The organism is Stenotrophomonas sp. AGC87, from assembly GCF_057333975.1.
Window position 1 is genome coordinate 1 of sequence record NZ_JBHFHW010000015.1, and the last position, 12,548, is coordinate 12,548.

Annotated in this window: 13 protein-coding genes; all 13 read right to left on the bottom strand. The window is 62.9% G+C overall.

What is annotated here, in order from left to right:
* Positions 1 to 961: hypothetical protein (locus tag ACE026_RS06160; protein ID WP_486038372.1), on the bottom strand; the 961-nt coding region annotated here is incomplete at its 3' end.
* A complete protein-coding gene (locus ACE026_RS06165; RefSeq protein ID WP_486038373.1) occupies positions 958 to 1,695 on the bottom strand; it encodes a glycosyltransferase in 738 nt (245 codons plus the stop codon). The genes ACE026_RS06165 and ACE026_RS06160, both read right to left, overlap by 4 nt.
* A 7-nt stretch (positions 1,696 to 1,702) precedes the next feature.
* Positions 1,703 to 2,713, bottom strand: coding sequence for a UDP-glucose 4-epimerase GalE (galE, locus tag ACE026_RS06170; protein WP_486038374.1), 1,011 nt, complete (start codon positions 2,711 to 2,713; stop codon positions 1,703 to 1,705).
* 82 nt (positions 2,714 to 2,795) lie between these two features.
* Complete coding sequence (locus tag ACE026_RS06175) at positions 2,796 to 4,418, bottom strand: hypothetical protein (protein WP_486038375.1); 1,623 nt, start codon at positions 4,416 to 4,418, stop codon at positions 2,796 to 2,798.
* Positions 4,345 to 5,490, bottom strand: coding sequence for a dTDP-4-amino-4,6-dideoxygalactose transaminase (gene rffA, locus ACE026_RS06180; RefSeq protein WP_486038376.1), 1,146 nt, complete (start codon positions 5,488 to 5,490; stop codon positions 4,345 to 4,347). The genes ACE026_RS06175 and rffA overlap by 74 nt, the downstream gene beginning before the upstream one ends.
* A 29-nt stretch (positions 5,491 to 5,519) precedes the next feature.
* Positions 5,520 to 5,885, bottom strand: coding sequence for an EamA family transporter (locus tag ACE026_RS06185; RefSeq protein ID WP_486038377.1), 366 nt, complete (start codon positions 5,883 to 5,885; stop codon positions 5,520 to 5,522).
* 5 nt (positions 5,886 to 5,890) lie between these two features.
* Complete coding sequence (locus ACE026_RS06190) at positions 5,891 to 7,114, bottom strand: acyl-CoA reductase (RefSeq protein WP_486038378.1); 1,224 nt, start codon at positions 7,112 to 7,114, stop codon at positions 5,891 to 5,893.
* Positions 7,111 to 8,217 carry a LuxE/PaaK family acyltransferase gene (locus ACE026_RS06195; protein ID WP_486038379.1) on the bottom strand — a complete coding sequence of 369 codons (1,107 nt, stop codon included), beginning with the start codon at positions 8,215 to 8,217 and terminating at the stop codon, positions 7,111 to 7,113. The genes ACE026_RS06190 and ACE026_RS06195 overlap by 4 nt, the downstream gene beginning before the upstream one ends.
* Positions 8,214 to 9,611: an AMP-binding protein gene (locus tag ACE026_RS06200; protein ID WP_486038380.1), complete on the bottom strand. Its 1,398-nt coding sequence runs from the start codon at positions 9,609 to 9,611 to the stop codon at positions 8,214 to 8,216. The genes ACE026_RS06195 and ACE026_RS06200 overlap by 4 nt, the downstream gene beginning before the upstream one ends.
* Complete coding sequence (locus ACE026_RS06205) at positions 9,612 to 10,355, bottom strand: SDR family NAD(P)-dependent oxidoreductase (protein ID WP_486038381.1); 744 nt, start codon at positions 10,353 to 10,355, stop codon at positions 9,612 to 9,614.
* A gap of 2 nt (positions 10,356 to 10,357) precedes the next feature.
* Positions 10,358 to 10,606 carry an acyl carrier protein gene (locus ACE026_RS06210; protein ID WP_486038382.1) on the bottom strand — a complete coding sequence of 83 codons (249 nt, stop codon included), beginning with the start codon at positions 10,604 to 10,606 and terminating at the stop codon, positions 10,358 to 10,360.
* The gene (locus ACE026_RS06215) at positions 10,603 to 11,361 is read right to left on the bottom strand and encodes a GNAT family N-acetyltransferase (protein ID WP_486038383.1); all 759 of its coding nucleotides are present in this window, start codon (positions 11,359 to 11,361) and stop codon (positions 10,603 to 10,605) included. The genes ACE026_RS06210 and ACE026_RS06215 overlap by 4 nt, the downstream gene beginning before the upstream one ends.
* Complete coding sequence (locus ACE026_RS06220; protein WP_486038384.1) at positions 11,358 to 12,344, bottom strand: glycosyltransferase family 2 protein; 987 nt, start codon at positions 12,342 to 12,344, stop codon at positions 11,358 to 11,360. Before ACE026_RS06220 ends, ACE026_RS06215 begins: the two co-directional genes overlap by 4 nt.
* Between the last annotated feature and the right edge of the window lie 204 nt (positions 12,345 to 12,548).

Below are 12,548 nucleotides of genomic sequence, written 5' to 3' on the forward strand. Positions count from 1 at the left end.
GGCGAGGCTGGCTCCCCAAATGGTCCTTGTAAATAGCAGCCGTCGATGCCGCTGGGGCAGGAAAATGCACGACCTTGAACAGGGCAGGATCGACTCCGATCGTCGCCTGCCATTCTGCGGGTGATGCGCTGTTGTCACTGATTACGGCGTCCAGCCAGCGCCAGCAGGTGGGCAGATACTGCTGCGCCAAGCCCTCCCGCCGCCCATCCGCGCTGAACTCGTCGCAGTAGAGTGAAGCGAAAATACGTGTCTTTTGCCTGATCGCCTTACCGTACCTTTCGACCACGCGCCAAGCTGTCCGCGAATTAATAATGTGGACGCGGGTCGGCGCAAGCTGGAGGAGCAGACGCGCCAGCACGATTTCGTGCTCGCCATGCGTGACACTCAGGGGTAGCAGCTCTGCACCGATGTCGATGAAAGGGGTGGCTTCGTCCAGACGATTCGCCCAAGGAGAATCACCGTCCTCGGTCGCGATCACCAATGTCCGTTGACCGAACGCTTCCACGCAGGCCTTGGCATGATGCAGGGCACCTAGGTCCGCACCGCCACGCTTGAGCCACGGCACCAGCACGATCGTGTCAAATCTTCGATTTCCGATCCGTCGCCGGATGCGCTCGTAAGCTTGCCCGGGCCCGGTCCAGTGCACAGGTGTCATGAAGGCATTTGGCTGCTGTGCGAGCACCGATTCCCTGTTTAACAGAGGATCGACCCGAAGGGCCAAGTCCTGAAGGTCTTCCACTGCCCAGTCGGGCAGCGTGCGCATGTTCTTTGACGGCGCAAGAACCCTCCTACGGTCCAGAAGCACGTCAGGCGAGGTTGGCCATCGGCCGGAGGGATGGATGCGCTGGGCGACGACCAGCAATCCGCCAATGAGCGAGCGCTGGGTTGCCTCCGGAAGTTTCGCCAGGAACAGGCGATACAGGAGGTGATAGAAGTGCTTCAGCGCGTTTCGAGGACTCATCGTGGGAGATCGAACAGAGATGTGGGTGGAATGAGTGCCTCCTGACTTGCATGGGCATTGTTCAACGAACCGGTCGCCTTCTTCCTGACGTAGTGCACCGTGCGCGCCGCCACCAGATGGGCATGGCCGAGCGCAAGCGTCTCGCAATTCCAATGCCAATCTTCGAACCCAAAGCCCGACTCTCCCGGTCTTGCCTCCGCGTACGGGGTAGCAAGGTAGACGTCTCGCGCGGCGAAACTGCAGGCATTCCAAGGATTGAGAACGAGCATGCATGCCGGATCGAAGGACGGCTGATCGCTGCCTGTCTGCCACCAGATATTGGTTTCCGCCTCGAAGGTAAGGATTAGCTGTGGGTGCAGGATGACATCCGGTGCCTGTCTGGAAGCGGCTTCAATGCAGCGTACGATGAAATCCGCGGAAAGATAATCATCACCGTCGCAGATCAGGATGCGTTGCCCCGACGCGGCGCGCACTCCCTCGTTGCGTGATAGGCCAAGATCGCCGCACTCCAGGTGCAGCAAGCGGTCGATACCTCCGGCATCCGAATGGGCGGTGATGACACGCGTCGTTTCCTGGTCGCCCCGATCCAGGGTAGCGACGATCTCCAAGGAGATCCCCGCCTGTTGTGCTGCCGCACGGCAGCGCTGCAAAGAGAGCAGGCTTTTGTGTGCCAGCAACCCCTCACGGTGGAAAGTGATGAGGGCGGTGACATCAGGGTACGGCAAGACAGTCACGATCACCTTATCCTGGGTGGGTGTTGGCGCGGTTCTGCCAACGCCATGCATCTGTACACATCTGGTCCAAGTTGAGCGTGGCTTTCCAGCCCAGCAGTTCATTTGCCAGCGCCGGGTCTGCGAAGCAACTGGCGGCATCCCCCGGTCGGCGGTCTACGATGCGGACAGATACTTGGCGGCCACTGGCGCGCTCAAAGGCGGCTACCACTTGCAGCACACTGTGTCCCTCGCCGGTCCCCAGGTTGAGCGCAATGCTGCCCTCATTGAGTGCAAGATACGCCAGTGCCCTCACATGTGCGTTCGCGAGGTCGACGACATGGATGTAGTCCCTGACCCCTGTACCGTCGGGTGTCGGGTAGTCGTTCCCGAATACCTGCAAGAACTCGCGCTGACCGCTGGCCACTTGCGCAATGTATGGCATGAGGTTGTTGGGAAGGCCGTTGGGGGATTCACCGATCAGTCCGGATGAATGCGCGCCCACCGGATTGAAGTATCGCAATGATGCGACTCGGAACCCAGGGGTTGACGCGGCGATGTCGCTGAGCATCTGCTCGCAGATGAGCTTGCTTCGACCGTAGGGGTTGGTGGTGCGCGTAGCGGCAGATTCCGGGATTGGGCAGTGTTCCGGCTCGCCGTAGACGGTGGCCGAAGAGCTGAACACAAATCTGTTCACCCCGGTGGCACGCATTGCCTGAAGGAGGGTGATAGTCCCGGAAACGTTGTTTTCGAAGTAATCAAGAGGGCGCTGCCAGGACTCGCCGACGGCCTTCAGTGCAGCGAAGTGAATCACCGCTTCTATGCTGTGCTCACTAAGAATCTGCTCGAGCAGAGCCTGGTCACGGACATCCCCCTCAATGAAGACGGGGGACCTTCCAGCGATTGTGCTGATACTTGCAAGCACGTCCGCATGGCTGTTGACGAGATTGTCCAAGATGACCACGTCATGGTGACTTGTCAGCAGTTCCACACTGGTGTGTGAACCGATGAAGCCGGCTCCGCCGGTGACCAATACTCTCATCTTGAATTACCTATCAGGGATGCTGAACTTGTTGAATCGGCGGGAAGCCGGGTTTGGCTTTCAGGCAGCTAACGGATCAGGGTTAGTGCATGCAGACGACAACTTCGTCCTTCTCCCGATGCAGGGACGCTGGATCGGGATACTTTGGAGAGGATGCACAGAGTTCACTGAACTCAGGTGCGATACGTACCTTCTGGTCACGTCCTGTCGCCTCGTCAAAGAGTGGATCCACCGCCCACGACGTGGCAAGTGCCGAGACGTTCAGGTCGCCCTGGGTGATCGTCTGTGCTACGTCATGCGCCCACGTCGGACCGACGATTGCCAGCTTCGATGCGACTTCAGGAAACCGGACGGCAGCCAGTTGGCTGATATCACGGGCTTGCATCTGGTCCCAGCGATTGAGGCGCTGCTGGTTGAACAGGATTGACTGGCTGTGCGCTGCGAAGATGCACCCGCTTGCAACGAGCAGCATCCCTGGCCAGGAAAACCGGAGCGATGCGGTTGGAATCAGCACGGCAATGGCTGCGGCCAAGGCGAAGGGCACGGCGATCAACGTGCGCGGCATGGGCCACCATACTCCGGACGCTGTTACCGGAATGAGCGCGGCTGCTGTGGTGGCGAAGAAGGTGAGCAGCGCCAGCCACGTATAGCGCTTCTGACCAAACCGATTGGAGATCAACAGGACGAGAAACGCGACCATTGCGAGGGCCTTGGCTGGCCAGGATGCGACGGTCTCGGACTTCGCCCACAGTGTTGGCAGGAGGCCTGCCAGCTCGTGGCCACGTTGGATCAGCATGTCCGATGCAACCAGCGCTGTGCGCTGGTTGGAGGAGATGCCGAAGGCGGCCAGCATTAGCTTGGCCACGACAAGGTTGCAGGCGATCAACACTGCGCCGGTGATCGCTGCGTGGAAGAGTGGGACAAGCCAAGCCTGACGACCGATCAGGCTCGTGCCCTCTGCTGCCAGTTCACCGTTCTGAAGTCTACGGACGTGTACGCACAGCACCGCGATTGCCATGAATGATACCGCCAACTGGTTGACTCCCATGACCAGCGTCGCCACCATCAAGCTAGCAATCAGCACGTGGATGCGATTGGAGCCGGGCTGAAAGGCTTTTCCGTAGAGCTGAAGTGCAACCCACATGCCCAGGAAGACTAGCGACATCGGCAACGCAGCTTGGCGGAAGGAGACATACTCGGTGTAGTACGGGTGCGCGCCGAGCAGGGCGCCCAAGCCGATCGCGAGGAGAGGTGATCCCCGCTCCGGGAGCCGCAGTGCGTCGCGGTAGAACAGGCCGCTGAACAAGGCGGTTGCAGCCAAGCCGATGGTGGAGAAGCTGGACATCGTCAGGCTGCACGCGTGCAGTATCGCTTCCATCAATGCACTGCCATAGCGGCCCTGCGAGATGAAGAACTCTGTCTGATTGGCCAGGCCGCCCTGCCGGACGATCACGTAGTCATCCAGCGCGTATCCTGTGGTAAATCCGATCAGCTTGGAAACGAAAAAGAACCCGATATAGGCCAGCAGGAACATCGTTCCTGCACGCAGATAACCGCTCCAGTCGGTCCGCATGCCTTCCATCGTTGCGCGCTCGGCGCTCCGACGTCGGCTGGGGCGCGCTGCGAGCTGGTCACTTTCCATGTTCAGAAACCCTTCGAATTGCGGCGTCAGCGGCGCTAAGTACCTCGTCCAGATGTGGTTCAAGGCCGATCCACAGCGGTAGGCGCACCAGTCGGTTGCTGATGTCATCTGTCACCTTCATCGTGCCGGCCACACGTCCCAAGTGCTCTCCGGCAGGCGATGAATGCAGGGGAATGTAATGGAACACGGTCTGCACGCCACGCTTCCGCATGCCCGCGATGAAGGCCGTTCGGGCCTCTAGGCTGGGTAGCAGCAGGTAGTACATGTGCGCATTGTGCGTGCACTCGGCGGGGATAATCGGGCGGCGAAGTTCTCCAGCCGCCTCGTAGGGCGCTGCCCAAGTGTGGTAGCGATCCCAGATGGCCAAGCGCCGAGCGGTGATATCGTCAGCTTCCTCAAGCTGTGCATGGAGGAAGGCGGCCGTGATCTCTCCCGGCAGGTAGGAGGAACCCACGTCTACCCAGGTGTACTTGTCGACCTGTCCACGGAAAAAACGGCTGCGGTTGGTGCCTTTCTCGCGGATGATCTCGGCATCGTCGGCATAGGTCGCATCCCGGCAAAGCAGAGCGCCACCCTCACCAGAAATCACATTCTTGGTCTCATGGAAACTGAACGCTCCCAAGTCGCCGATAGTGCCCAAGGGACGGCCTCGGTAAGTGGACATGATGCCCTGCGCGGCGTCCTCGATGACTGCCAATCCATGGCGAACCGCAATCTCCATGATGCTATCCATTTCACAGGAAACGCCGGCGTAGTGGACTACGCATATGGCCTTGGTTCGGGGTGTGATCGCAGATTCGATCAGGGTCTCATCGATGTTAAGCGTATCCGCACGGATGTCGACAAACACCGGAACGGCACCGCGCAATGCGAAGGCGCTCGCAGAGGTCACGAAGGTGAAAGACGGAAGGATGACTTCGTCGCCGGGTTCCAAGCGAAGCAGCAGGGCCGCCATTTCCAGGGCTGCGGTGCAAGAATGGGTCAGCAATGCGGTGGTGGCACCGGTGCGCTCACGCAGCCACGTATTGCAGCTTTTGGTGAAGGGACCATCGCCGGACAGGTGCCCGTTGGCATGTGCCTGCCCGATGAAGTCGAGCTCACGGCCAGTCATGTATGGCTTGTTGAAAGGAATCAAGGCAGACCTCGGGAAGGCTGAAAATGTGGTCAGGCGACGGACCGGGAAAGAACGACGACGCCTATCATGATGAGCGCAGTGCCGGCGATTTTGTAGCCATCCAGCTGCTCCTGAAAAAATACTGAGGCCAGCAGTGCGACCAGTAGGAAGTTGACCGCCATATACGGGTAGGCACGACTGATGGGCATTTTGTTGATGGCCGCCATCCAGCATAGGGATGCGCCAAAGGCGGCGACGAACGCGGAGATGACCCACGGCTTCAGCAAAAGCTGCACGACGTGCAAAGGTTGCAGAGGCGCATTCAGGAGGTGGCCATGGAGCCCTACCTGCCACTTCAGGACCAACTGACCGTAGACAGTCAGAAGAATGGTCATTGCGATAAAGACGTAGCTCATCAGGTTCAGGTTGCCGGTAGGGTGATCTTGCGGGTGAGAACGTCCAGCAGGTCGTTGCCGTCCCAGACGGGGTGGAAATCCAATGCCCGTCCGAATGGCACGACCCGGTCCACAGCTCGGTTGCCGAGACCGGACAGGAAGGTGCCCAGGTCCTGCGCAGTGAATCCATGCTGCACCAGGGTCTGGTCCCGGTCATCCAGCTGCGCGGCAAGCTCGTGCAGCGCCTGCAGCTCGACTTCGACGACTAGGCCGTGGCCCGACTGGATCTCCCGGATGTGGCCGTTGGCGTGACCGGTCTCCAGGCGGAGCGGATACAGGCCCATCGAGTCCGGACTACGTACGCGATGGCCCAGCGCGGCCAGCAGATTGGCGTCGGTCACGCGCGCCATCAGCGCGGCGGGCTCGTCTTCGATCTGTCCGGCCTGGGCGCGAACGGCAGGCCAGAAGCGTGCCTTGGCCGCCGCGACATCCGCGGCAGTGCCGATCCAGTAGACGCACCGGGGCGACGAGCAGGCCTGCTGGCCGAACCACAGCACGTCATTGCAGAAGCGGCGGGCCAGTTCCTCGATCTCGATGTCGGTGCTGGCGGTCAGTGCGGCCGCACGGACCACCGCAACGCCGAAGCGGTCCGGGAATGCCAGTTCCACCGCGAGGGGTGCGATCGGCAGCGAGCGGATCTTGGCGACGGTGGCATCGCCGCCCCAGATGATGCGGGAATGGCAGTGGCGGGAAATCTGGCTGGTGATCGCGTCGTCATGCGGGTACGTCAGCAGCACCGCACGCTCCAGCACCTGGGTATGCAGGCCTTCGCGGTGCATCGCATGCAGGATCGACACCAGGGCGTCACGCTGGGTGCTGGGCTTCTGCGACAGTCGCGCCACGTTGGTGTTGCCCGCCAGTACCGACATCAGCCAGGCGTAGGCGAACAGCACATCGACGTTGGCCGGCGCGAGGTGGAAGACGAGCCCGCGTGCCAAGTTCAGTTCCGACGGTCGACCCGCCAGGCGCTGTGACAGCTGGTTGACCGCGGCACCGCGGAACCAGTGGCCGAGGGTGGCCAGCTCGGGATGCTCGCGCAGCTGCGGGAGGGCGAAGATGCGCTTGGAGAATTCGGCGACGAACTCGCGCAGCGGTGCCGAGAACGGCACCACGGGCGGAAGTGCGGACAGCCGCGCCAACTCGCTGTCCAGCGTGGCGTGCGGGTGGATCGAAAAGAGCAGAGTCGTCATGCGCCGGGTACCGTCCGAGTGTCGCTGCAGCCGCGGATTTCCACGTTCTTGATACGTCCCAGTACACCGAAGTACTTGCCGGGCCGTCCGCAGGCGCAGTCGTCCTCGCCGTGGATCACGCCCAGGTCTTCGGTCAGCAGGCTATGGCCGGGATAGCTTTCCGGCAGCAGGCTCAGCACCTGGATCGCGCCGACGGTGCCATGCGGCACGGGCGCAAGGTCCTGCAGGTCACGCACGATCACGTCGGCATAGGCCGGCGCATGCAGGTGGCCATGTTCGCATTCGAAGAAGATCGATCCCACCTGCTCGACCATGCCGTAGTAGTTGTGCACCCGATCGATCGCGAACGTGCTCGACAGCGCTGCCTTGTACGCGGCGTTGTCGACCTTCTGCTCGTCCATCTTCTTCCAGCCGCCGCCATGCACGAGCATGCTGCCGGCGGGGAAGCGGATCTGCTTGCCGTCGCGCTGCGCGGCCTGCACGAAGGACTGCCAGACGATGAAGGTGAAGCCGAACAGCAGCACCGGCTCGTCCGGGTGTGCCTGCAGCCAGGCCTCCAGCGCGGCCCAGTCCGGTTGCAGCGATTCATCGAGCAGGTACAGGTGGTCCCGGCCGAAATTGGAAAAGCCCAGGATGCCGGCCGCGCGCGCGTTGAAGCGGCTGCGGTCGCGCAGGAAGCTGTCGTCGTCCACCACCAGCATGCGCATGCGCTTGGCACCGGCGAAGTGCGAGAAGATCCGGGTCAGTGCCCGGGCCTGCGCACGCGCGGTCTCGGCATCCAGGAAGATGCGCGAGACAGCCGCCCCGGTCGTGCCGCTGGAGACCAAGGTGCGCGAGACCTGGGCGTCATCGATGCTCTTCAGGTCGAGCAGCTTGAACATGCGTACCGGCAACCACGGCACGGTTTCCAGTGTCTGGGCCGGTGAAGCCGGCCACAGCCCGTCCAGGATGCGCGCGTAGGGCGCGCAATGCGACTGGTGGTGCGCGGTCAGACGGTTGAGTCCTTCCAGCAGCCAGGCCCGCTTGCGGTCGCGGTCCAGGCCGAATACATCCACGTCCAGCGCGCTGGAAGGGCTGGCCACGGGGGTGGCAGGCAGGGTCACGTTGCTGCTCCTTGTCCGGTCATCTGCCGGAGGCTCTGATAGTCCACCTTGCCGCTGGCCATCAACGGCAAAGCATCCAGGTGGATCGCGCGGACATGGCCGCCGAAAAGCTTGTAGCGGGCCTGCACCAGCTGGCGGACCTGGGCCTGCTCCGCGATGGCATCGCCATGGCTGAAGGCGACCAGGTCATCGTCACCGCCGGAACAGACGATCTGCTGCCCGAGCGCAGCCGACAGCATCGCCTCCACCTCGTCCAGGTTCACGCGGTTGCCCGAAATCTTCAGGAAGCGCTTGGCGCGCCCGATGATGTAGTGGAACCCTTCGTCGTCCACCCGTACCAGGTCACCGGTCCGCAGCACACCGTGCATGTCATCGCCGTTGCCCAGGTCCGCGCGTTCGACCGCATACCCCATCATGACGTTCGGCCCGGAATAGACCAGTTCGCCGCTGGCCGCATCGACCTGCATGCGCCCACCGGGGACGGGAATGCCGATGCTGCCGATCTTGTCCAGCAGGCGGTCGGCCGGCACGTAGCTGATGCGGGGCGATGCTTCGGTCTGGCCATACATCACATAGAACGCCAGACTGTGCTCTTGGCTGGCGGTGGCGAAATACTGGACCAGCTCGTCGCGCAGGCGCCCACCGGCCTGGGTCAGCATCCGCAGGCTCGGCAGCTGCATGCGGGCCAGCCCCATGCGCCGGAGGATTTCGAAAGTGGCAGGCACGCCGGACAGCGAGGTGATTGCATGGGTCCGCGCGGCGTCCCAGAATTCGCGGGTCATCAGGCTGTCGTTGCTCAGCACCACCGATCCGCCACAGGCAAGGTGGCTGTTGAGGATCGACATGCCGAACGAATACGCCAACGGCAGCGTGGTGATCGCACGATCCGACGGCTGCAGCCCGAGGTAGGCGACGATCGCCTCGGCATTGGCGTCCAGGCCACTGCCCGACAGCCGTACGAGCTTGGAAGAACCGGTGCTGCCGGAGGTGCTCAACAACAACGCGAGATCGGGATGCGGTGCGATCGCGGGCGCAGCGGCCTGGCGCACGTGCAGTGCGAGCACGGTGCCGCGCTGCACGGTCTGGTAGCCATCGGCGGCTTCACCGGTACTGGCGACCCAGTCCGGCTGGTAGTGCTCGACGAGATCGGCGAGCAGTTCCGGATCGATGTCCGGCTGCAGCAGCAACGGCACCTGGCCGGCGCGCAGCGCGCCGAGGTAGAGGGCGATCGCTTCGACGCTGGTGGGCATGCACAGCAAACCCATGCCGCGCCCCGCAGGCAGTGCAGCCGCCTGCTGGTCGGCCAACCGGGCCAGCGTCGTGAAATCCAGCTGCTGGTCGCCGTCGACGAGGGCGATGCGGGACCCGTGTTGTTCCAGATTCCAGAACGGCATTCAGACCACCATCTGTCCGTCAATGCCGATCACTTGGCCGGTGACATAGCTCGACGCGTCGCCCAGCAGGAAGGACACCAGCTCGGCAACCTCCTGGGGTGTACCGGCACGCCCCATTCCGATCGAGGCCACGCGCTTGGCGTGCGCGGCCTCGGGCATGCCGCGGGTCATGTCGGTGTCGATGAAGCCGGGCGAGACGGCATTGACGCGGATTCCGCGCGGCGCCAGCTCTTTGGATGCCGAGCGCGTCGCGCCGACCAAGGCGGCCTTGCTAGCGGCGTACAGGCTCAGGCCGGCAGCGCCGTTGACGCCCATGATCGAGACCAGATTGACGATGCTTCCTTTGCCGGTGCGTGCCATCAGGCGCGACGCATACTGCATCGCCATCAGCGGCGCCTTGACGTTGATGGCCAGCACCTGGTCGATGTCTTCGGCGCGGATCATTCCAAGCAGGCCCTCATGCAGCACCCCTGCATTGTTGACCAGTCCGTCCAGGCGACCGAAACGGGAAAACACCTGCTTGAACAACGCGGCAATCGCGTCCGCATCGGTCAGGTCCAGCGCCGTACACAACGGCGCGGGGGCACCAAGCGACTCGACCTCCGCGGCGAGGCTGGCCAACGCCTGCTCGTCGCGCGCCACCAGGACAAGCTGAGCAGACTGTGCAGCCAGATGCAGCGCGATCGCCCGTCCGATCCCGCGCGAGGCACCGGTAACCAGGATGACAGGCACGGCGGTGGACATGCTCAGAAAGCCGCGCCGTGCTTGCGCAGGATCTCGCGCGCCTTGCCGACCGAGCTCATGTCGATCACTTCGTCCATGTCGATCATCACGCCGAAGGCTTCTTCGAGCGCTGCAACCACGGACATGTGCGCGATGGAATCCCACTGCGGGATGGTCGCGTAGCGCAGATCATCGTTGATGGTGTCCGGGGCGATGCCCAGCACACGGGCGAACACGGCGACAACTTTATCTTCGGTAACGGCATCGTTCATAGAAATTTCCTGAACCCAAACAGGGTGCTGTTGAAATGGAATCCGAGACGGGCATACAGATTGAGGATGCCCGTGTTGGCGGCAGAGACGAGCGTGGTGCACTGCTGGATATCCCGGGCGGCAAGGGACTCCAGTGCGGTGACCCACAGCGGCAGCGCCAGCATCGCGTAGGGCGCGGTGGCGCCGGTCAGCAGCAGTTCGGCACTGCGTTGTTCGGGATTGACGCGCTCGGCATGGAAGCCAATCGTCCTGCCGCGCGATTCGGCGACCTGGGCAAGCCCGCCGGTGACGAGGTCCTCGACCCAGTTGGCGGTGCGGTTGGCCGCGCGCGCCGGGTCGATGGCCGGATCTTCAAGGAACCTGCCATAGGCGAAATCCGTGGCCGCAATACGGCGAAGCTCCGGGATATCCGCCGCGGTGGCCGGGCGCAGCGTCGGCAACATGCCGCGCGGGACGGTGGGCAGGTGGGCGAAACCACTGCGCGAGACGGTCAGCGACGTTTCAACGAACTGGTAGTGGTGCTGCAGCAGCGCGGCCTTGGCTACCGCAGACGCCGCATCGATGCGGCCGAACAGGTAATGCACCGATTGGCCGGCGCACCAGTGCTCGAGCTCCTCCAGCAACGGTCCGGCCTGATCGAGTGCCACGATATCCAGCGCGGTGACTTCGGCGGTAACGAAGCCCAGCGCCCGCTCATCCCACGGTGTAAGGCGCACGGCAATGCGGCCCTGGCCGTGATCGAAGACGACGCTCATCGCGCTTCCCGCGCATCGTTCACCGCATCGGCAACGATGTAGTAGGGGCGGCGCTGCACGTTCCGGAAGACTTGGCCCACATACAGCCCGACCACGCCCAGGCAGAACATCACCAGGCCACCGATCAGCCACACCGATCCGATGATCGAGGTGTAGCCGGCGACTTCGATATCCCCGTCCCACCAGCGCAGCAGGCTCATGCCGACCAGTACGAACGCGACGAGCGAGCAGACGATGCCCGTGCCGGCAACCATGCGCAGCGGCTTCTCCGAATAGCCCAACGCGATATTCATCGACAACTTGAGCAGCTTTCGGAGGGTATAGGACGTTTCGCCTACGGCGCGCGCCTGGTGTTGGACCGGAAGCTTGCCGGAACGGAAGCCGGCCCATTTGACCATTAGAGGGAACGAACGGTCACGTTCGGGCATCTGGCAGATCGCATCGATCACCTTTCGGTGGAAGATGCCGAAGTTGGCGGTGGTTGGATCCTGCGGGACGCCCGTAAGCCACCCAAGCAGTGTGAAGAAACCCCAGGAGGAGAGTCGTTTTAGAGGTTTGTCCTGGCGTTCGATACGCTGTGCGAACACCACATCGAGTTGGTCGTTGATGGCCTTGCGGTACAGCGCCGGAATTTCGCTGGGCGCATCTTGCAGGTCGCAATCCATCACAACCGTCCAACGGCCCGTGGCGTGTTCGATGCCTGCGGAGATCGCCGAATGCTGGCCGAAATTCCGCGACAGGCGCAGGCCGCGCAGCCACGGCCGGGTGCGCGACAGCTCTTCGATGCGTGCCCATGCCCCGTCGGGGCTAGCGTCATCGACGAGGATCATCTCGAACGACACGGCGATGGACGATGCCGCAGCCTGCACCTGGTCCACGAGATCTTCCAGGCAACCTTGGCACCCATAGACCGGTGCCACGACGGAAAGCGCCACGCCGTGAGCCGGGTCGGAACTGTGGGAGGGAAGGGAAGTGGCAGTCATCTGATCAAGAATCCTTCGGCGCCCAGGCTCGTTGAGGGGTCGGTCGACACAGTCGAACGGCGCTGCAGGCGGCACGGTGCCGCGCTTGATCTGGCTCCGCAGCCCGCGCGACATTCGGTGTCAGCGGTCGGCGATTATAGCTTTACCCAGCGGTCCGGGCTGAGGTCAGTCTGGACCGCGTCTCACGCCGGGGGGGGGGGGGGG